The following is a 20,596-nucleotide window of genomic DNA, read 5'->3' as shown; positions in this document are numbered from 1 at the left end:
TCAGAAGTTCAGGGTGCGCTTGTCCACAGCCAGAGCCGCTTCCTTGGTCGCTTCCGACAGCGAGGGGTGCGCGTGGCAGATGCGGGCGATGTCTTCGGCGCTGGCCTTGAACTCCATGGCAACCACGGCTTCGGAGATCAGCTCGGAAGCCATCGGGCCCACGATGTGCACGCCCAGGATTTCATCCGTCTTGGCGTCGGCCAGGAACTTGACCATGCCGGTCGTGTCGCCCAGTGCGCGCGCACGACCGTTGGCCAGGAACGGGAACGTGCCGGCCTTGTACGCCACACCATCGGCCTTGAGCTGCTGCTCTGTGCGGCCGACCCAGGCGATTTCCGGGCTGGTGTAGATGACCCAGGGGATGGTGTTGAAGTTGACGTGACCGTGCTGGCCGGCGATGCGCTCGGCCACCGCCACGCCCTCTTCTTCCGCCTTGTGCGCCAGCATCGGGCCGCGCACCACATCGCCCACCGCCCAGACGCCCGGCAGGTTGGTTTTGCAGTCGCCGTCGACCACGATGGCGCCGCGCTCGTCCAGCTGCAGGCCCACTCCTTCAGCGTTCAAGCCAATGGTGTTGGGCACGCGGCCGATGGAGACGATGAGCTTGTCGGCGTCCAGCGACACCGCTTCGCCCTTGGCGTTGGTATAGGCGACGTTCACGCCCTTCTTGCCGGTCTTGATCTCGCCGACCTTCACGCCCAGCTCGATCTTCAGGCCCTGTTTGTCGAAGGCCTTCTTGGCTTCCTTGGCGATCTGCTCGTCCACCGCGCCCAGGAAGGTCGGCAAACCTTCGAGGATGGTGACCTCCGCCCCCAGGCGGCGCCAGACCGAGCCCATTTCCAGGCCGATCACGCCGGAGCCGATCAGCGCCAGCTTCTTGGGCACGGCACCGATGCGCAGCGCACCGTCGTTGGAAAGAATGAACTCTTCATCGAACGGCACGCCTGGCAAGGCACGGGCGTTGGAGCCGGTAGCCACCACGACCTGCTTGCCAGTGATCACCTCTTCGGCGGCACCCGCCACCTTGATCTGGTAGGCACCATCGGCGGCGGCCACGAAAGAGCCGCGACCGTGGAAGAAAGTGACCTTGTTCTTCTTGAACAGGTAGAGGATGCCGTCGTTGTTCTGCTTCACGACGGTGTCCTTGCGGCCGACCATCTTCGCCACGTCCATTGTCACCTTGCCGGTGCTGATGCCGTGGTCGGCAAAGTGGTGGTTGGCGTGCTCGAAATGCTCGGAAGATTGCAGCAGAGCCTTGGAGGGAATGCAGCCGACATTGGTGCAGGTGCCACCGGGCGCGGGACCGCCGGCAGCGTTTTTCCACTCGTCTATGCACGCGACCTTGAAGCCCAGCTGGGCGGCGCGGATGGCCGCGATGTAGCCGCCGGGGCCGGCGCCGATCACGACGACGTCAAATGCTTGAGACATGTTTGTTCCTGAATGGGGTTGGACAAACGCCCCCGAAGGGGCGTCTGCAAAGTCACGGTTCGATCAGATGTCGAAGAGCAGGCGGGCCGGATCTTCCAGCGCTTCCTTCATGGCCACCAGACCCAGCACGGCTTCGCGGCCGTCGATGATTCGGTGGTCGTAGGACATAGCGAAGTAGTTCATCGGGCGCACCACGACCTGGCCGTTTTCGACCATGGCGCGGTCCTTGGTGGCGTGCACGCCCAGGATCGCCGACTGCGGCGGGTTGATGATGGGAGTGGACATCATTGAGCCGAAGGTGCCGCCGTTGGAAATGGAGAACGTGCCACCGGTCATGTCATCGATGCCCAACTTGCCGTCCTTGGCCTTCTGGCCGAACTCGGCGATCTTCTTCTCGATGTCGGCGAAGCTCATCTGGTCGGCGTTGCGCAGGATGGGCACCACCAGACCGCGTGGCGAACCGACGGCGATACCGATGTCGAAGTAGCCGTGGTAGACGATGTCGTTGCCGTCCACCGAGGCGTTGAGGATCGGGAACTTCTTGAGGGCGTGCACGGCCGCCTTGACGAAGAAGCTCATGAAGCCGAGCTTGACGCCGTGTTCCTTCTCGAACTTCTCCTGGAACTTCTTGCGCATCTCCATGACCGGGGCCATGTTGATTTCGTTGAAGGTGGTCAGGATGGCGTTGGTCGACTGCGACTGCAGCAAGCGCTCGGCCACGCGGGCACGAAGGCGCGTCATCGGCACGCGCTCTTCCGGACGGTCACCCAGGTCGGGCGCGACCACCGCCACCTGCGGCAGCACCTTGGTGGGCGCGCCGGTAGGAATGGCGGCAGGAGCAGCAACCACGGCCTTGGGAGCGCTGGCGGCGGCCAGCACGTCGCCCTTGGTGACGCGACCGTCCTTGCCTGTGCCTGCCACGGAGCCAGGGGCCATGCCGTTGTCGGCCATCAGCTTGGCGGCGGCGGGCATGGCCACACCGGCCTTGCTGGCAGAAGCAGCGGCCACAGGGGCCGCGGCGGCTGGTGCGGGAGCAGCCGCAGCCGGTGCGGGGGCGGCTGCCGGAGCAGCGGCGCCGGCCACAGCGGCGGTGTCGATCCTGGCGATGACCTGGTCGGCGGCCACGGTGGCACCGTCGCCTTGCACGATCTCGACCAGCACGCCACCGGCGGGCGCCGGGCACTCGAGCACGACCTTGTCGGTCTCGATCTCGATCAATATCTCATCGGCGGCGACGGCTTCGCCGGCCTTCTTCTTCCACTGCAGCAGGGTGGCTTCGGCCACGGATTCGGAGAGCTGCGGAACCTTGACTTCTACGATTGCCATGTTTGTTCTACCTGGAATGTTTCGAGGGGCGGGGCCCAAGGGCTGCCCCGGCACGGGGCCGGGGCGCGGGGCTCACAACGCCGGAACGACTATTTTGTGAGGATGAAGCCCTTGAGCTTGGCGAAAGCGGCCTCGATGAGGGCCTTCTGCTGGTCCTGGTGCAGGTGGGCATACCCCACGGCCGGCGAGGCCGAAGCCGCACGGCCGGCGTAACCCAGCTTCTGGCCTTCGAGCATGTTCTCATGCACCTGGTGCTGCACGAAGAACCAGGCGCCCTGGTTCTGCGGCTCGTCTTGGCACCACACGATGTCGGTAGCGTTCGGGAACCGCTTGAGTTCAGCGCCGAAGACCTTGTGCGGGAACGGATAGAGCTGCTCGACACGGATGATGGCCACGTCGTCTGCACCCTTCTCCTCGCGCTTCTTGACCAGGTCGTAATAGACCTTGCCCGAGCAGCAGATGACGCGCTTGACCTTGTCGGCCTTCTTGATCACCGCCTCGTTCTGCTCCGGGATCACGGTCTGGAAACCACCCTTAGTGAACTCGGACAGCGGGGAGGTCGCGTCCTTGTTGCGCAGCAGGGACTTGGGCGTGAAGATCACCAGCGGCTTGCGCAGGTTGCGCACCATCTGGCGACGCAGCAGGTGGAAGATCTGGCTGGCCGTGGTGGGCTGGCAAATCTGCATGTTGGTGTCGGCCGCCAGTTGCATGAAGCGCTCGACGCGCGCCGAGCTGTGCTCGGGCCCCTGGCCTTCGTAGCCGTGCGGCAGCATCAGCGTCAGGCCGTTGGCACGGCCCCACTTCACTTCGCCAGAAGCGATGAACTGGTCGATCACCACTTGGGCGCCGTTGGCAAAGTCACCGAACTGGGCCTCCCAGACCACCAGCGTGTTCGGGTCGGAGCCGGCGTAACCGTACTCGAAGCCCAACACAGCCTCTTCAGAGAGGATGGAGTCGATGACAACGAACGGGGCCTGGCCCTCACCCACGTTCTGCAGCGGCACATAGGTGCCTTCGTTCCACTTCTCGCGGTTCTGGTCGTGGATCACGGCGTGGCGGTGCGTGAAGGTGCCGCGACCGCAGTCCTCGCCCGACAGGCGCACCGGATAGCCCGAAGCGACCAGCGATGCAAAGGCCATGTGCTCGCCCATGCCCCAGTCCACGTTGATCTCGCCACGACCCATGGCCGCGCGGTCGTCGTACACCTTCTTGACCAGCTGGTGCGGGGTAACGGTGGCGGGGATGGTCGTGATCTTCTCGGCCAGGCGCTTCCACTCGGCCAGCGGAATCGCGGTGTCGGCCTGGTCGGTCCATTTCTTGCCCAGGAACGGCGACCAGTCGACCGAGTACTTGCTCTTGAAGTTGGTCAGCACCGGATCGACCGTGTGCTTGCCGGCGTCCATGGCGGCGCGGTAGGCCTTGACCATGTCGTCACCGAGGGCCTCGCCCAGACCTTGGGCGGCCAGCTTGTCGGCGTACAGCTTGCGCGTGCCGGGGTGCTGAGCGATCTTCTTGTACATCAGCGGCTGGGTCAGGCTTGGGGTGTCCTGTTCGTTGTGACCCAGCTTGCGGAAGCAGATGATGTCCACCACCACATCCTTGCGGAAGGTCATGCGGTATTCCAGCGCCAGCTGGGTAGCCAGCACGACGGCTTCCGGATCGTCACCATTGACGTGCAGCACCGGCGACTCGACACCCTTGACGATGTCGGTGCAGTACAGCGTGGAGCGCAGGTCGCGCGGGTCGGAGGTGGTGAAACCGATCTGGTTGTTGATGATCAGGTGCACCGTGCCGCCGGTGGTGTAGCCACGGGTCGCGGCCAGCGCCAGGGTTTCCTGGTTCACACCCTGGCCGGCAAAAGCGGCATCGCCGTGCACCAGCACCGGCAGCACCTGCTTGCCCAGCGGATCGCCTCGGCGGTCCATGCGCGCGCGCACCGAGCCCTCGACCACCGGGTTGACGATTTCCAGATGGGAGGGGTTGAAGGCCAGAGAGAGGTGGACCGGACCGCCGGGGGTGGTCACGTCGGAACTGAAGCCCTGGTGGTACTTCACGTCGCCAGCGGGCAAGTCCTCGGGGGCGGTGTGGTCGAACTCGGCGAACAGGTCCTTGGGCATCTTGCCCAGGGTGTTGACCAGCACGTTCAGGCGACCGCGGTGGGCCATGCCGATCACGATTTCCTGCACACCCTGTGCACCGGCCTGCTGGATCAACTCGTCCATGGCGGCGATGAAGCTCTCACCACCTTCGAGCGAGAAACGCTTCTGGCCGACGTACTTGGTGTGCAGGAAACGCTCCAGCCCTTCGGCCGCCGTCAGGCGGTCGAGGATGTGCTTCTTCTTCTCGGCGTTGAAGGACGGCTTGGAGCGGATGGACTCCAGCTTTTCCTGCCACCAGCGCTTCTGCGCCTGGTCGCTGATGAACATGTATTCCGCACCGACGCTGCTGCAGTAGGTTTCGCGCAGCGCGTTGATGAGGTCGCGCAAGGACATGACTTCCTTGCCGAAATAGGTGTTACTGGTGTTGAAGACGGTCTCGAAATCCGCGTCTGTGAAACCGTAGAACGAAGGATCAAGCTCGGGGATGTTTTCGCGCTCGGTGCGCTTGAGCGGATCAAGGTCGGCCCAGCGGCAGCCGACGTTGCGGTAGGCGGCAATGAGTTGCTGCACAGCCACGCGCTTGCGACCCAGGTCGGAGTCGGCACCGGCGGCCATGACCACCTTGGTTCCGCCCTGCTTGGCGCGCTCGGCAAATGCGTTGATGACGGGCTGGTGGGGAACGTCGCGAGCGTCGGTGCCGTCAACGGCAGGGACGTGCTGCAGGGCATCGAAGTAGCCGCGCCAGTTGTCTGGCACGCTGCCCGGGTTCTCCAGGTATTTTTCGTACATCTCTTCGACGTAAGGGGCATTGCCCCCGAAGAGATACGAGTTGCCCTTGTAGGCAACGTAGACGTTCGTCTCGCTCATTGATCCGCTGACCTCCGTTTCCCTCTGGGAAACATTAGCTGGTTAAAACAACCTTCCGCGACACGGCTGAACCGGTTGGCGGATGCGACAGTGACTTTGGAAGGACCTGACTGCAGCCTGCGATTGTGCCACCACGAGCACCTGCCGGCAAATCGAATGCCGGGGATGTTCGCAGCAGCTCAGGAAAACGGCATGCTGTGTTGCTTGCCGACGAAGAGCGCGTCTGTTGTGAACGCGGGCTTCAGGATCCCACACGCGGGGACAAACGCTCGGACGCGGGCACAGCGCTGGGTTCGTCCATCTCGATGGCGATCTGGGTGCACACCGTGCGGCACAGGGTCACCGCCTTCTCGCTCTGAACCCGGTAGATCACCTGCGTGCCCTCCTTGCGCTTGGCCAGGACGCCGGCGCGGTACAGCAGATTCAGGTGCTGGGACAGGTTGGGCTGAGTGGTCTGGATTTCCTGCAACAACTGCGAGACCGATTTTTCCTTGTCGCACAGCGCGCTGAGGATGCGCAACCGCATCGGCGTGGCCAGCACACCGAACAATTCGGCGGCCAGTTCGAACACCCGGACTTTCTCGGTTTGGGCATCCGTCCCGATCATTTGTTCCATGGCTTTCCGCGAGGTTGTCAATATAAGCATGCATGATACTGACAAGACCCACCAAACCCAATGCCCTCATACACCAGGGGGTTCAAAAAAAACGGCGCCCCCTGGCGCCGTCGATCAGCCGCGCAGCTCTCAGGACTGCATGTCCCTGATCTGCTGCAGGGCCGCCGGGTCGTCCATGGTGGTGAGATCCCCCGGATCGCGCCCCTCGCATACCGCCTGAATCGCGCGGCGCAGCAGCTTGCCGCTGCGGGTCTTGGGCAGCACACCCACGAAGCGCACACGGGCCGGGCGCGCCACCGCCCCGAGCTGCTCGTCCACCAGCTTCATGACCTCACCCTCAAGCTTGAGCAGTGCCGCCTCGTCGCCCAGAAGCGCGGTGTCCTTGAGCACGGCGAACGCCATGGCCACCTGGCCCTTGAGCTGATCAGCAACCCCCACCACCGCCACTTCGGCGATCTTGGGGTGGCTGGAAATGCTCTCTTCGATTTCGCGGGTACCCAGGCGGTGGCCAGCGACGTTGATCACGTCGTCGGTGCGCCCGAGGATGAAGTAGTAGCCGTCCTTGTCGCGGATGCCCCAGTCGAAGGTGCTGTAGACCTGCCGCCCCGGTACGCTGGACCAGTAGGTCTTGACGAAGCGCGCGTCGTCGCCCCAGATGGTCTGCATGCAGCCGGGCGGCAGCGGGCCTTCGACTGCGACCACGCCTTTGACGTCGCTACCGTGCAGCTCTTCGCCGGTCTGGTCGTCCAGCAACTTGACGTTGTATCCGTAAACCGCCTTGCCTGGCGAGCCGAACTTGCTCGGCGCCTTTTCCACCCCGTTGCAGATCGCCAGGATCGGCCACCCGGTCTCAGTTTGCCAATAGTTGTCGACGATGGGCTTGCCCAGCTCGTCAGAGATCCACTTGGCGGTCGGTTCGTCCAGCGGCTCGCCGGCCAGGAACAGCGCTTTGAGCGAAGACAGGTCGTACCTCTTGATGAACGAGGAGTCGTACTTTTTGAGCACGCGCACCGCCGTCGGTGCGCTGAACATCACCGACACCTTGTACTTCTCGACCAGGCTCCACCAGATACCGGCGTCCGGACGGATCGGCAGACCTTCGTACATGATGGTCGCCATGCCACCGATCAGCGGGCCGTAGATGATGTAGCTGTGGCCGACCACCCAGCCGATGTCGCTGGTGGAGAAATAGGTCTCGCCGGGCTCGCCCATGTAGATGTGCTTCATGGATGCGGCCAAGGCCACGGCGTAGCCGCCGGTGTCGCGCTGCACGCCCTTGGGCTTGCCGGTGGTGCCACTGGTGTAGAGGGTGTAGCTCGGGTGCGTGGCGTCGACCCATTCGCAGGGCACGACGACATCCATCACCTTGGCGCGCTCGGTCGCATAGTCGACATCGCGCCCCTCCACTGCCGTGAATGCGGCAAGACCCCGGTTGACCATCACGACCTTGCCCGGCTTGTGCGACGACAGCCGGATGGCCTCGTCCAGGAGCGGCTTGTACTCGACCACCTTGCCGCCGCGCGAGCCGGCATCTGCACTCACGATGGCCACCGGCGAAGCGTCCTCGATGCGGCTGGCGAGAGAGTGGCTGGCAAAACCGCCAAACACCACCGAGTGAATGGCACCGATGCGAACGCAGGCCAACATGGCAAACGCGGCCTCGGGAATCATGGGCATGTAGATCAGGACCCGATCCCCCTTCTTGACGCCCTGCGCCTTCAGGATGGCGGCCATGCGCTGCACCTCGGTGTGCAGCTCACGGAAGCTGTAGGTCTTCTCGGTATCGGTCTCGGTCGACACGAAGATCAGCGCATTCTGGTCCGGCCGGTCCCTGAGGTGGCGGTCCACCGCGTTGTGGCAGAGGTTGGTCAGACCGCCCTCGAACCAGCGTGCGAACGGCGGGTTGTCGTAGTTGCAAACCCGGTCAAACGGTCTGTGCCAATCCACCAGCTGCGCCTGCTCGGCCCAGAAAGCGTCGCGGTCGGTGATCGAGCGCTGATGAAAGGCCTCGAAGCCCTGCGGGTTGCCCATGTAAGTCTCCTGGGTGGTGGATCAAACTGAATTCATAATTATGAATCCCAGACTTTCTGGAGTCTGACACGACGATGGCAGGACATCTTCGCCCGCCACCTTCCGAACTTACTTGATCAGCGCGTGAATCTCGCGGAAATCCGGGTGGTCGGCCGAACGCAGCCACTCGAACAACACCATCTCGGTGGTCACCAACTCGCATCCCGTGCCCGCCAGGCGGTCGAACGCCGCATCCCGGTTGCGCTCGGTGCGCGAGGCGCAGGCATCGGTGACCACCCACACATCCATTTCCTCCTCCACCAGATCCAGCGCCGTCTGGAGCAGGCAGACATGCGCCTCACATCCGGCCAGGACCACGGTGTTCCGCGGATGGGCCGCTGCAGCCGGCTTCTGCAGATGTTTGGGCAGGCTGCGGGCGTTGCCACCTTTGGTCGCGGGGCGCAGACATTCCAGCAGGCCATCGGGAACGGCACTGAAGTGCATCTTGGCGAGCGTGCGCTGGCAAAGGTCGCGCAGGCCCGGGTCGTTGGGCCCCAGCTTGGCGGGGTTCTGCTCGGTTCCCCACACCGGCACGCGCAGGCGACGGGCCGCCTGGGCCAGCCGGCGCGCGTTGGCCAGCACAGGCTCACGCTCCGACAGCGCCGCCATCAGGCGCTCTTGGTAGTCGACCAGAACAAGTTGGGAGTCGGAAGCTTCGAGCAGCATGAAAAAATCCTGAAACTGTTCGTGCGGACTGCACGAACCGAGGGGCGATTGTGACAAACAGGTGCAGCGCGATCACATGGAGAAGAGGTCACCCTGCCCCGCCCCGTCGGCGTCCTGCTGCGTAGCCGCCAGGGCCTGGTCCATCCATTGCTGGAGGCTCTGCACAAACCGCGATTCCATCAGCGCCCGCCCCTCACCCCTTTGAGGCCCCTGCAACACCAGCAGTCCCAGCCCGTAGGCCAGCACCTCGTCGTGCAACTGCTGGGCGGCATCCGGCGTCAGTCCGCAGGTCTGGAGGGTTTCCAGGCAGGGCTGCAGCGCGTCCGCCAGGCGCCCCTGCAGCACCGACGCCGATACACCCGCCTCGCCAGCGGCCTCCTGCACACCGTGTCCGCCGTGCAGGACCAGCTCCAACCGCTGGGCGTCACCCGCCAGCCACGCCCACCAGGCCACCGAGCGCTCGATGAACAAGGTTCGCGCCAGCGCCGCCTGCGCAGATGACACCGGACTGCCGTCCCTGCGCGGCCGGACTGTGCGGTCACCGCGCGGCGCCCTGATGCCAGACACCAGGTCGGCCAGTTCCTGCACGACGCGTTGCTGCAACGCGGACAGGATCGCCTCCCGCCCCGGGAAGTAGGCGTAAAGCGCACCGGCGGTGTAGCCCGCACGCTGTGCCAGCTGCCGCATGTTGAAGCCCTGCCCCCCGGCCTCCTGCCACAGCGCCCAGGCCACATCCAGCAGCTGTTGCCGCCGCTCGTCACCAAAACGCTGCTGCCGCGCCTGGCGGTCGGCCATGCGCTGCTGTTGCTGGCGAAGCTGTTCCGGCGTCAGGACCGGGGTGATGGCATCGAATTTGACTGACATGGCTCGATTGTCTATTTCCTTGGTGCTTGTTTGATTATATGAACGCGGTTCATTTAATTAAATCAAGATTTTCCGTTTGTTGGTGATTTGTTAGAACAAAACCATTCCAGCAGTTCTCCCCTTGGTTTTCTGGTTGAACACCAAGTGAGTCATTCCATCCAAATGCCAACAACGCCCGGTTCCTGACCGTCGAAAACTTCAACAGAATCAAAGGGATTGGCAACAGAACCTCGCTTGACTTCGGAGCAGTGCTTCGCTTAAGCTGCCCCGATGCGTGTTATCTGTGTCGCCGCTCTTCTTCTGGGATGTGCCTTGTGCCAGGCTGCCCCCAACGACCAGGAGCCCGACGAGATGGTGCGAATGCTGGAGGAACGCGGAGTGATGGCCCGGCTGGGCTCACAGCTCCAGCAGGCCAGAAGCGACATGGGAGAACGTGCATCCGATCTGGTGGTGCGCGCCATGGGGTTCCTGGGCGTGCCCTACCGCTACGGCGGCAACAGCGTGGACACCGGCTTTGACTGCAGCGGCCTTGTCCGGGCGGTCTATGAACAATCCTTCGGCAAGATCCTTCCCCGCCGGGCCGACCAGCAGGCGGCTGCCACGGAGGTCATTGACCGCAGCGACCTCAAGCCCGGCGACCTCGTTTTCTTCAACACCATGAGACGTGCGTTCAGCCATGTGGGCATCTACCTGGGCGAAGGCAAGTTCATCCACGCCCCTCGCGCCGGAGGTGCCGTGCGCGTGGAAGACATGCGTGTGGCTTACTGGCGGACACGGTTCAATGGCGCGCGCAGGGTGCCACTGAGCGGCCAGGACGTCGGCAGTCCCTGACCTGTTGCGGTTGATCACGCGCCACCCGCAGCGGGGACAGGTCAGCAAAAAGGCGCCGCAAGGGCGCCCTTTTTGTAGAGTCCTGGCGCTCAGCCGCGCTTCTGGATCGTGCGCCTGAAGTAGCGCTCGCGCACTCGGCGCGCCGTGCGCCAGAGCACCGGGGGGGCGAAATCCTGGCCCAGGCGCCACATCACACCAGAGAAGCTCTCCTCCGGCCGCGACTTGAAAATGGTGGTGTGGATGCCGTCCGCCTCGCCTTTCGGACGCCCGTTGGTGTAGTAGTACAGCGCCAGCGACTTGCGGGTCATGTCCTCCGGACAGTTCAGGGGGTCCGGATGGCCGTGGAAGGAGTCGCTGGTGGTGGTGAAGATCGCCAGGCGGTTGAACACCGGCAGGATCTTGTCGCCGCAGAACTTGGTGTCCTTGTCCCACAGCTCAAGGTACCCACCGTACTCCTCCTTCCAGTCCTTGTTCAGGTACAGCAGCACGTTGATGCGGCGGTCCAGGAAGGTGCTGTCGTGCTTGTTGAAGTCGGCGTGCAGCTTCAGCAGGCCTCCGCGACGGATCTGGTGCAGGCCACCCCCGCGCAACAGCGGGTCGGGAATCAGGTTGTCGATGCCGGTGAGCTTTTCGAGGAACTGCAGGAACGGGATCGAGTGGAACTGGTAGAACAGTTGGCGGGTCACCGGGCCGAACTGGGTTTCGTCGGCGCAGACCAGCTTGATCTCGGTCTGGCGGTTGTAGTTGTGCCAGTCGATGTCGGCGGGCTTCGGAAACTCGGCCAGCACTGCCTCGGCCACATCCGGGGGCAGGAAGTTGTCCAGGTGGATGTGGGGGAACGGATTGCCCTTGGCGTACCGCTCCGCGTTATCCACAGCCAGTTGAAGGTACTTGGGATCGTCAAACACAAAACGATCGCTCAGATCCACGGTGGACATGTCCATGCGCTCCTCAGGAAGGGGTCGGGTCGATCCGACAAAACCTGACGATGCTAGGTCGCAAGACTTAAGATGCGTTTAAGCGTTCAGCCATCGTGGTCTGGTCGCTGGCGGTGCGGCCTGCCGCATCCTCATGCGGACATCAAGCCTGGGCAGCGGGCACCGGTGGCAGCGCGATACAGAACGTGGCACCCTCACCTGGCGCCGCCACGGCGGCGAGCTCACCGCCATGACGGTGCACGATGCGCTGCACCGTGGCCAGACCGATGCCGATGCCGGGAAACTGGTCCTCCCGGTGCAACCGCTGAAATGGCTGGAACAGCCGGTCAGCGTGGGCCATGTCGAAGCCCGCACCGTTGTCCGAGACGCATATGCCATGCAGCCCAGTGACACTCCCCGCATGCACACGGATCTCGGGGTCCGGTGTCGCACCGGTGTACTTCCAGGCGTTGTCAAGCAGATTGGTCATCACCGAGGCCAGCATGCGCTCGTCACCGGTGACCTCCAGCCCTTCCTCGACATAGGTGCGCACCTGCCGACCGGACTCCTCGGCCAGCTGTGCCAGTCGCTGACGGGCAAGTGCGGACACATCCACCCGGTCGAGGCGAAGATCCCCCCGGCTGCTTCTGGAGAGCGCCAGGATGCCTTCTATCAGCTGGCCCATGCGCGCAGCGGACTGGTGAATCCGGTCCAGATAGACCCTGGCCTGGTCGGGCAGTGTGTCGCCGAAATCTTCCTGCAGCGCCTGCGAGTAGCCGCTGAGCGCCCGCAATGGTGCGCGCAGATCGTGGGAGACCGCATAGGCGAAGGTCTCCAGTTCCCGGTTCGCGGCGCTGAGCTCGGCGGTGCGCTCGGAGACACGAAACTCCAGTGTGGCGTTCATCTCCCGCAACGTGGCCTCGGCCGACTTGAGCGCGTCGATGTCGGTGTGGGTGCCCAGCATGCGCAGCGGCCTGCCGTCCGCGGACCGCTGCTCGATCTGTCCCAAGGACAGGATCCATTTCCAGCGCCCGTCCCTCGTGCGCAGTCGGAATTCGACGCGAAACGCCGCCTGGCGGCCCGCGAGGTAGTCCTCCAGCAGGCGCGGAATGCGGGCCTGGTCTTCGGGGTGGAGCCGTTCGCGCCACGATGCGAGGGTCTCGCGGAAATCGGCCGGGTCGTGGCCGAGCATGACCGCGTACTCGGGACTCACGGTGGTTTCACCGGTTTCCAGGTTGAGGTCGTACAGCCCCTGACTGGCTGCCGCCAGGGCCAGGCGCAGCCGTTCTTCGCTGTCGTGCAGGGCCATCTCCGTGGCCCGTCGACCACTGATGTCGAGAAATGTCACCGCGCAAAGGCCCTCGCCCGCCCGGAAAGCGGACACCGAAAAGAAAGTACCCAGACGTTCGGACCCTTGCTCGAACTGCCGCGACTCGCCTGTCAATGCCACCCGGCCGTAGGTACCGATCCAGTCCGCTTCGTCGTCCTCGATACCCGGCAGCACCTGCGTCAGCCGTTGCCCCATGACCTTGACCAGGTCCAGACCCGTGACATCGGCCAGATGGCGGTTGGCGGCAAGGATCACCAGATCCACCGGTCTGCCCTGCCCGTCCTGCACCAGTTCGAACAATACAAAACCAGTGTTCATGTTCTCGAACAGGGAGCGGTAGCGGGCCTCGGACTCGATCAGCCGCTGCTTGGCCTGCGTGCGTTCGGTGATGTCGCGCGAAATGCCGAAGGTGCCTCGGATGTGTCCCTGGGCATCGCGCAGCGGCCCCTTGGTGGCCAGAAATACCCTTCGCCCCTGCGCCGTGTCCAGGTGCTCCTCGTTGGTCTCCACACGGCCAGACGCCAGCACCCGCCGGTCGATGCCCCGGATCAGCGTCGCCTGTTCGGCCGGGAAAGCAGCCCCGTCGTCCTGGCCGAGCAGGGCGCTGGCGGGACGCCCCACATAGCGGGCCGCGGCGTCGTTGACCAGCAGGTAGCGTCCCTGCTCGTCCTTGGCGAAGATGGCGTCGCTGGAACTCTGGGCGATGGCGGTGAGCAGCTCCAGGGCCCGGGTCTTTTCTTCCGCCTGGGCCTGTTCGCGCCGATGGGAGGCGTTCAGCCGTCCGACCAGCCGGCGGACCAGCACATACAGCAGCAGGGTGGTGACGACGACGAAGAACCAGCCCTTGAGCATGCTGGCCTGCACGAGCGCCTCGGGGTCGTGCCACAGCAGGCCCATCGCGCGGTCCGACAGCAGGATCCAGAGACCGGCAAACGCGGCATACACCAGCGCCACACGCAGGGCACCATGCGCCAGATTGATTCGTTCGTTGGATGTGTTCACTGGAATCCGGGCCGATGAAGCCGCTGCAACAAGCTTGGGCGACCTTACCCGTCCCGGCCCCGGCATACAAACCCTGCGACGCAAAAACTGCGAAAAATGACCGTTCGCGCGATGTGATCCGAAGACCCTATGCTGTCGTCAGGCCGACGCGCCGCCAACAGGCTGCACCAGCAGCAGCCAGTCGCTGTCGCCGGCAGCGTTCCTGGCCGGCGGCGTCACATGCAGCTGCCCACCGCGCAATTCGAGGTGCAAGGGGTGCGTTTCGAAGCTGGTCGGATCGACCCAGCAGCCCTTCAGCGGCCCTTTCAGCCGACGAACATCGAGCGAAAAGCCCCTGCTCTCGATCGTGTAGGCGAGAACGGTGGACCTGGCTTCGGCCATGCCCACGGCGATGGGTGCGGGCGAAGTGGGCCGCCACCCGAGCTTGAGAAGCAGCCGCTGCAGGCGCCTGCTGCGCGGCAGGAAGGACCGGCGCCCCTCGGCCGGCGGCAGCGGCACGAACTCGTGCCACGGCAAGGTGGCCAGCAGGAACGACCGGGCCAGGCCGATCTGCCGGGCGCCGGGGAGTTGCATCGCCTGCGCCCACGGCAGGTTCCCCCAGCAGGACCCGGAGGGCGACGGGCCAAACGGCCGCTGCTCCGTGTTGACCTGCCAGATCCCGTTGGCCCCGTAGGTGTGCCCCGCCAGGCCGCTGTTGAGCGCATGCGCCCAGAACGCCTCGCGCGCGTCGCGGGCCGTGACGGTGGGGTTGATGTCCAGCGCTTCGTACCGGGACTCCCCGCTGATCACCGGCATGACCGGCCCCGCGCTCCAGCCCTCCTGCGCGCGCCGCGCGTGGTGGAGCGTGGGCTGCCCGTGACCGGTTTGCTGCATCTCGAAGTCGAGCAACCCAGCGTCCGTGACCGACTCGCGGGCGCTGGTGACCGGGTGCGTGGAGATCATGCGGCCGAAGGCATCGAGGCGGCGCATCTCGCGGATCACCTCGGTCCATTCGGTGCGCAGCCGGGCACGCGAGGCGTCCTTCTGCAGGTGGCCTTCCAGATACCACGGCATGGTCTGCTCGCCGGCGGCCACCCACACGACCGGCAGCGCCCCCCAGCGCGCGATCAGGTGGCGCCAGTGGCGCTGCATGTTCTCCAGGCCGATCATGGGCAGGTAGTAGCCCCAGGCGCCCAGAATGCACGGCACCAGCCCCTGCTCGACCAGGTGAAACACCCGCTGGTCCGCCTCGTCGAATAAGGCCGGGTTGATTCTGCCCAGGTCGGTCTCCCAGGCAAAGCCGCTGGCGCTGCGGCCCCGCTCGTCGAACAGCGGCATGTCCGGGTAGAGACCGGCGACCAGCTGGATCAGGTTGAACCCGCGCTCCTTGCGGTTGCTGGCCAGCGCCTGGAAATCATCCGGCCACGAGAGGCGGCCACACAGCCCCATCCACCAGGTGTCGCCCAGCCAGAAAAACGGCGTGCCGTCGGCGTGGCAGAAGTGCCGCCGGTCCTCGGCCACCCGGATACCGCCATGCCGGTACAGCGGGTTGTCGCCCTGGTAGGCCGTGACCTCGACCGTGCCCGCCTGGCCATGCAGACCCGCATTGCCCGCGTCGCTGCAGCGGGTGGTGAAGGTGTGGATGCCCGTCTCGGCACTGGCATAGCGGACACACCAGGTGTCCCCGCCACCCCAGAACGCCGGGACCTCGATGACCCGCTGGCCGGGCGAGACGAACACCACGTCCAGCAGCACGTCCTTGAACGGCTCCGGGTAGGCGGCGTTGGATTGAAAGCAGATCTCGACCGCCTTGTTCTGATGGGTACTGAGCGTCACGTGGTTCCCCTGCCCCCGCGCGCCAGCCGACGCGCCTCTTCAAGCATGGACGCATCGCCATAGCGCTCGATCAGAGACATCGTGATCTGCGCCGTGGGCCTGCTCAACCACATCGGCGACTTCTTCAGAAAGCCGAAGCCCTGTTCGGGCAATGACCAGTGCGGCAGCGCATAGGCCGGCCCTGTGGCGATGGTGGCCCAGAGAATGAAGCGGCGCAGCGTCGCTGCATCGACCGGTGCTGCCGACAGGTCGGTCAGGGCCCGCTGTTCTTCGCGCAGCGCCGTGTCCTCGGGGATCACCAGGTTCGCAGCCAGTTCGCGCAACTGGTCGGCGTCCATGCGTTCGAGGTGCTGATCGAACCGGGTGATGTCCAGTGTCTGGGCATGGCGATAGCCGCGATCAATGACCCAGCGGCTCAGACCGACCTCGCCACGGCGAATGGTTTCCAGCTTGTCGGCGGTGAGCGTCAGGCCCTGCCAGAACTTGCGGAAGCCCGGGTCCTTCAGGATGCGCGCGCCGAACAGCAGCGCAAACGAACAGTAGTGCAGGTGCGGCGTGCCCTCATCCGGCACCCAGGGCCGCCCGCGGCCAGGGTCTGCCAGGAAGTCCAGCCAGCCGTCGTTGGACACCGCCCCCGCCAGATCCACGTCCAGCCGCTCGGCCTGCGCCAGCCAGTCGGCCGCGGCCGGCACCGGGAACCAGGCGGAATCGTTGACCAGCAACAGCTGACCGAGACCTGGCAGTTGGTCGAGGGCCATGAGAACGCCCTCGCGGAAGGCACCAAAGTCGTAGCCATAGTTGGGACGCTCCACCAGCCGCCAGCACAGGGGTTGCAGGCGTTGGCGCTCCTGGGGCGTCAGCGGCAAGTTGCTGACCACCAGCGGCGCACAGCCCTTGCGCGCCAGGTAGGCCAGCGACGTCAGGTGGGAGTCCTGCAGCCCGAGGCGCGGGTACATGACATACACCGCGCAGCGCCGGGTGGCCGCCAGTGCGCCTTCGGTGATGAGCACCTGGCGCCTGAGCCAGTGGTCGTGCCACAGGTTGCCGAACCAGAGGTTGACGAGCAGTCCGGGCATCCGCCGCACACGGCCCCAGCGCCAGGCCAGATGGTTCCGCAGACGGGTGAGCCAGCGGCTGGCGGTCTGCGCGAGTGAATCGGTCCCCATGCTGCGTCGGACGGCTCAGGACACCGATCGCCGGAGCATGGGCAGCACCAACCGGTGGCCCAGCGGTGCGAACACCGCCACCTCCAGCAGCCCCAGCAGCAGCAGGCGCACGAAAGGATGCTGGCCCGCCACCCAGGGCAGGTGGTGCACGAACCACCATCCGAGGGCCGAAGCGCCGAGCATCAACAACAGCAGCAGGCCTTCCATCCGCAGGTTGCGCAGGCCCAGTTTCCAGCCCAGGTACTGGCTCGTGGCCCCGGTGACCACCTCGGCGCTCAGCACCGCCAGCACCGCCGTTTCGATGGAGTACTCGAACTGGAGGTAGACCCCGAGGAACAGCAGGAACGAGAGCACCTTGACCGCGCTGACGATGGCGATCCACTGCGGTTTGCCCATGGCCATGAACGCCGCCCCGTAAATGCCGCTGAGACTGCTGAACCAGACACCCATGGCCAGCAGGGGCAGGAAGTCGCCCCCCTTGGTGTAGCGGTCGTCGTAGGCCAGATCGAAGAAGCTGCTGGCCCCAGTCACCAGCAAGACCACCAGAAAGCTCACCACCAGCATCAGCGGCACGCGGGTGCGCCGGAAGGCCTCCTTCAGGGGCACTCCGTGGTCCAGCATCCGGGAATACCACGGAAACACGATGGAGGACTGCAGTGTCCCCACCAGCACCGCCACCATCAGCGACAGGCTGGTGGCGATGGAATAGACGCCGACCTCGGCCAGGGGAAAGATGGCCGCCAGCAGCACGCGGTCGATCTGCAGCGCCAGGAAAGAAATCAGCGTGCTCAGGAACACCCACTTGCCGAAGCCGAAGATCGCCTTCACCGAGTCCCGGTCGAGCCGGAACCGGTCCGTCAGGCCCGACAACATCGCGTACGAGAGCCAGACCCGCAGGCCGCTGCTGACCACCCCGGCGATGGCCAGCGCGTACACCGAACGCAGGTACCAGGCCAGTCCCACCATCAGCACCGCGTTCAGCACCTGCACCAGGATCTCGATCTTGGTCATGCCGGCGATGTCCATCCTCCGGGCGGCTGTGAGCATGCGCGAGGACTGGAAGCCGTCGGCGATGGCGCCGAACGCCACCAGCGGGATCAGCCAGAGCAGCTCGCGGGCCATCGGGTCGTTGGCACCATAGATGTGTGCCATGGGCCAGGCCAGCACCACCGCACAGGTGAACAGGACCAGACCACGGATGACCTGCAGCGTCCAGGCCGTCTGCAGGAAGACCGGCTCGTCGCCGCGCGGGTTCTGCACCACACTGGGCTTGAGCCCGATGTCGGAGAACATCGCGAGGCCTTGCATCACGGCGGACACCAGGGCCATCAGGGCAAAGGCTTCTTCAAACAGCAGCGCCGCAAGCGCGATGTTCGATACAAGGCGGAGGATCTGCCCGCCACCGAACGCGACAACGATCCAGATCGTCCCGGTCTTGGCGCGGGCGGAGATGTGGGCCATTGAGGACTGGCCGACCTCCGCGGCGGGTGTCACTGAGTCGGTCAAGCAGCACTCCCCGGCGCCACATCTTGGGCAGCATGCAATCGCACCATTGGATACATCACGGTTGGTTCTGGTGCTCGGGCAGGCACCCTGTTGCGCGCAGGCGAATGAAAAAGTTCAAACGCGCGGGACAAATTATCGCGAAGATTCCCCCCGGCCCCGACCGCACGAGTCGCCCACAACAAATCGCCCTCCGGAACACGGGGTCCCGGAGGGCGATTCGAGGTGGCTATTCGACCAACCGCCAGGCTTCTGACGGCGGTGTAAAAGGCTTACTTCTTCTGCGGCGGCAGATCGGTACAAGACCCGTGAGCCACCTCGGCCGCCATGCCGATGCTCTCGCCCAGCGTGGGGTGCGGGTGGATGGTCTTGCCGATGTCCACCGCGTCGGCGCCCATCTCGATGGCCAGTGCGATCTCGCCGATCATGTCGCCCGCATGGGTGCCCACGATGCCGCCGCCCAGGATCTTGCCGTGGCCATGGGCCTCGGGCGAGTCGTCGAACAGCAGCTTGGTGAAGCCTTCGTCGCGGCCGTTGGCGATGGCGCGGCCCGAGGCCGTCCACGGGAACAAGCCCTTCTTGACCTTGATGCCCTGCGCCTTGGCCTGGTCCTCGGTCAGGCCCACCCAGGCCACCTCGGGGTCGGTGTAGGCCACGCTGGGGATCACGCGGGCGTTGAAGGCGGCCGCGGCCAGCTCCGGGTTGCCCTGCAGTTCACCGGCGATGACTTCGGCCGCCACGTGCGCCTCGTGCACCGCCTTGTGCGCCAGCATGGGCTGGCCCACGATGTCGCCGATAGCGAAGATGTGCGGCACGTTGGTGCGCATCTGGATGTCGACGTTGATGAAGCCGCGGTCGGTCACGGCCACGCCGGCCTTGTCGGCGGCGATCTTCTTGCCGTTGGGCGTGCGACCCACGGCCTGCAACACCAGGTCGTAGGTGCCTTCGCTCTTTGCGCCGTCCAGGCCCTCGAACTGCACCTTGATGCCTTCGGGCGTGGCCGTGGCGCCCACGGTCTTGGTCTTCAACATGATGTTGTCGAAGCGGCCCTTGTTCATCTTCTCCCAGACCTTGACCAGGTCGCGGTCGGCGCCCTGCATCAGGCCGTCCATCATTTCGACCACGTCCAGGCGGGCACCCAGCGTGCTGTAGACCGTGCCCATCTCCAGGCCGATGATGCCGCCGCCGACGATCAGCATCTTCTTGGGCACGCCCTTGAGCGCCAGCGCGCCGGTCGAATCCACGATGCGATCGTCCTGCGGGAAGAACGGCAGGCGAACCGCTTGCGAGCCGGCGGCGATGATGCACTTCTTGAAGGCCACGACCTTCTTGCTGCCGGTCTTCTCCTGCCCGGTGCCCGTGGTCTCTTCCACTTCCACGTGGTTGGGGCCGACGAAGGCGCCGTAGCCGCGCACGGTGGTGACCTTGCGCATCTTGGCCATGGCGGCCAGACCACCGGTCAGCTTGCCGATGACCTTTTCCTTGTGGGCACGCAGCTTGTCCACGCTGACCGTCGGCTTGCCGAACTCGACGCCCAGATCGCCCAGGTGCGAGACCTCGTCCATCACCGCCGCCACGTGCAGCAGCGCCTTGGACGGGATGCAGCCCACGTTCAGGCAGACGCCGCCCAGCTGGGCATAGCGTTCGACGATCACGACCTTCAGGCCCAGGTCGGCGGCGCGGAAGGCGGCGGAGTAGCCGCCAGGGCCGGCGCCCAACACCAGCACGTCGCAGTCGATGTCGGCCGAGCCGCCGAAGCTGGCGGCCGTGGGCGCCACCACTGGGGCGGCAGCGGGTGCTGCCACAGGCGCAGCTGCAGCAGGGGCCGCGGCCGGTGCGGGAGCCGCCGCAGCGCCCTCCGCGTCCAGCACCAGCACCACCGAGCCTTCGCTGACCTTGTCACCCAGCTTGACCTTGAGCTCCTTCACCACACCGGCGTGCGACGAGGGAATCTCCATCGAGGCCTTGTCGGACTCGACCGTGATGAGGCTCTGCTCGGCCTTGATGGTGTCACCCACCTTGACCAGCACCTCGATGACCGCGACCTCTTCGAAATCGCCGATGTCGGGAACCTTGATGTCCATGAGTGCCATGTT

14 protein-coding genes are annotated in these 20,596 nt (G+C 65.1%); 1 reads left to right on the top strand and 13 read right to left on the bottom strand.

Translation table 11 applies throughout. The annotated features are described in order from the left end of the window. The 7 genes from lpdA (BC358_RS13320) to BC358_RS13290 form a co-directional block, all read right to left on the bottom strand. Positions 1–1,428 carry a dihydrolipoyl dehydrogenase gene (gene lpdA, locus BC358_RS13320; RefSeq protein ID WP_079366174.1) on the bottom strand — a complete coding sequence of 476 codons (1,428 nt, stop codon included), beginning with the start codon at positions 1,426–1,428 and terminating at the stop codon, positions 1–3. A gap of 63 nt (positions 1,429–1,491) precedes the next feature. After that, entirely contained in the window at positions 1,492–2,754 is a 1,263-nt protein-coding gene (gene odhB / locus BC358_RS13315) for a 2-oxoglutarate dehydrogenase complex dihydrolipoyllysine-residue succinyltransferase (protein ID WP_066154228.1), read from the bottom strand. A gap of 89 nt (positions 2,755–2,843) precedes the next feature. Next, positions 2,844–5,720: a 2-oxoglutarate dehydrogenase E1 component gene (locus tag BC358_RS13310; RefSeq protein WP_066154231.1), complete on the bottom strand. Its 2,877-nt coding sequence runs from the start codon at positions 5,718–5,720 to the stop codon at positions 2,844–2,846. Positions 5,721–5,961: 241 nt separating this feature from the next. Beyond that, the gene (locus BC358_RS13305; RefSeq protein WP_066154234.1) at positions 5,962–6,336 is read right to left on the bottom strand and encodes a helix-turn-helix transcriptional regulator; all 375 of its coding nucleotides are present in this window, start codon (positions 6,334–6,336) and stop codon (positions 5,962–5,964) included. Between the two features lie 129 nt (positions 6,337–6,465). Beyond that, entirely contained in the window at positions 6,466–8,367 is a 1,902-nt protein-coding gene (locus BC358_RS13300) for a propionate--CoA ligase (RefSeq protein WP_079366173.1), read from the bottom strand. Positions 8,368–8,475: 108 nt separating this feature from the next. Continuing rightward, on the bottom strand, positions 8,476–9,072 hold the full coding sequence (locus tag BC358_RS13295; protein ID WP_079366172.1) for an isochorismatase family protein: 597 nt from the start codon (positions 9,070–9,072) through the stop codon (positions 8,476–8,478). Positions 9,073–9,144: 72 nt separating this feature from the next. Next, positions 9,145–9,936: a TetR/AcrR family transcriptional regulator gene (locus tag BC358_RS13290; RefSeq protein ID WP_066154243.1), complete on the bottom strand. Its 792-nt coding sequence runs from the start codon at positions 9,934–9,936 to the stop codon at positions 9,145–9,147. Positions 9,937–10,206: 270 nt separating this feature from the next. Between BC358_RS13290 and BC358_RS13285 the strand changes: the two genes are divergently transcribed. Then, entirely contained in the window at positions 10,207–10,767 is a 561-nt protein-coding gene (locus BC358_RS13285; protein ID WP_079366171.1) for a C40 family peptidase, read from the top strand. Positions 10,768–10,856: 89 nt separating this feature from the next. Here BC358_RS13285 and BC358_RS13280 read toward each other — a convergent pair whose 3' ends face one another. The 6 genes from BC358_RS13280 to lpdA (BC358_RS13255) form a co-directional block, all read right to left on the bottom strand. Beyond that, on the bottom strand, positions 10,857–11,705 hold the full coding sequence (locus BC358_RS13280; protein ID WP_066154702.1) for a 2OG-Fe(II) oxygenase: 849 nt from the start codon (positions 11,703–11,705) through the stop codon (positions 10,857–10,859). Positions 11,706–11,847: 142 nt separating this feature from the next. After that, a complete protein-coding gene (locus BC358_RS13275) occupies positions 11,848–14,016 on the bottom strand; it encodes a PAS domain S-box protein (protein ID WP_079366170.1) in 2,169 nt (722 codons plus the stop codon). A gap of 138 nt (positions 14,017–14,154) precedes the next feature. Next, positions 14,155–15,831 carry a DUF4038 domain-containing protein gene (locus BC358_RS13270; protein ID WP_079366169.1) on the bottom strand — a complete coding sequence of 559 codons (1,677 nt, stop codon included), beginning with the start codon at positions 15,829–15,831 and terminating at the stop codon, positions 14,155–14,157. Then, positions 15,828–16,997, bottom strand: a complete 1,170-nt coding sequence (locus BC358_RS13265) for a rhamnan synthesis F family protein (RefSeq protein WP_079366168.1) — start codon at positions 16,995–16,997, stop codon at positions 15,828–15,830. The genes BC358_RS13270 and BC358_RS13265 overlap by 4 nt, the downstream gene beginning before the upstream one ends. Before the next feature lie 15 nt (positions 16,998–17,012). Then, positions 17,013–18,458 (bottom strand): oligosaccharide flippase family protein, encoded by a 1,446-nt coding sequence (locus BC358_RS13260; RefSeq protein WP_079366167.1) that lies wholly within the window; start codon positions 18,456–18,458, stop codon positions 17,013–17,015. 314 nt (positions 18,459–18,772) lie between these two features. Then, positions 18,773–20,593, bottom strand: a complete 1,821-nt coding sequence (lpdA, locus tag BC358_RS13255; protein ID WP_079366166.1) for a dihydrolipoyl dehydrogenase — start codon at positions 20,591–20,593, stop codon at positions 18,773–18,775. Between the last annotated feature and the right edge of the window lie 3 nt (positions 20,594–20,596).

This window comes from Hydrogenophaga sp. H7 (assembly GCF_002025745.1).
Classification (GTDB): domain Bacteria; phylum Pseudomonadota; class Gammaproteobacteria; order Burkholderiales; family Burkholderiaceae_C; genus Hydrogenophaga; species Hydrogenophaga pseudoflava.
This window is presented reverse-complemented; position numbering and strand designations above follow the sequence as displayed.

Excerpts from the sequence above, each read along its gene's own strand:
- BC358_RS13290 (WP_066154243.1), bottom strand. The coding sequence starts at position 9,936 with ATGTCAGTCAAATTCGATGCCATCACCCCGGTCCTGACGCCGGAACAG.
- lpdA (WP_079366174.1), bottom strand. The coding sequence starts at position 1,428 with ATGTCTCAAGCATTTGACGTCGTCGTGATCGGCGCCGGCCCCGGCGGC.
- BC358_RS13285 (WP_079366171.1), top strand. The coding sequence starts at position 10,207 with ATGCGTGTTATCTGTGTCGCCGCTCTTCTTCTGGGATGTGCCTTGTGC.
- BC358_RS13295 (WP_079366172.1), bottom strand. The coding sequence starts at position 9,072 with ATGCTGCTCGAAGCTTCCGACTCCCAACTTGTTCTGGTCGACTACCAA.
- odhB (WP_066154228.1), bottom strand. The coding sequence starts at position 2,754 with ATGGCAATCGTAGAAGTCAAGGTTCCGCAGCTCTCCGAATCCGTGGCC.
- BC358_RS13300 (WP_079366173.1), bottom strand. The coding sequence starts at position 8,367 with ATGGGCAACCCGCAGGGCTTCGAGGCCTTTCATCAGCGCTCGATCACC.
- BC358_RS13265 (WP_079366168.1), bottom strand. The coding sequence starts at position 16,997 with ATGGGGACCGATTCACTCGCGCAGACCGCCAGCCGCTGGCTCACCCGT.
- lpdA (WP_079366166.1), bottom strand. The coding sequence starts at position 20,593 with ATGGCACTCATGGACATCAAGGTTCCCGACATCGGCGATTTCGAAGAG.
- BC358_RS13310 (WP_066154231.1), bottom strand. The coding sequence starts at position 5,720 with ATGAGCGAGACGAACGTCTACGTTGCCTACAAGGGCAACTCGTATCTC.
- BC358_RS13305 (WP_066154234.1), bottom strand. The coding sequence starts at position 6,336 with ATGGAACAAATGATCGGGACGGATGCCCAAACCGAGAAAGTCCGGGTG.
- BC358_RS13280 (WP_066154702.1), bottom strand. The coding sequence starts at position 11,705 with ATGTCCACCGTGGATCTGAGCGATCGTTTTGTGTTTGACGATCCCAAG.
- BC358_RS13260 (WP_079366167.1), bottom strand. The coding sequence starts at position 18,458 with ATGGCCCACATCTCCGCCCGCGCCAAGACCGGGACGATCTGGATCGTT.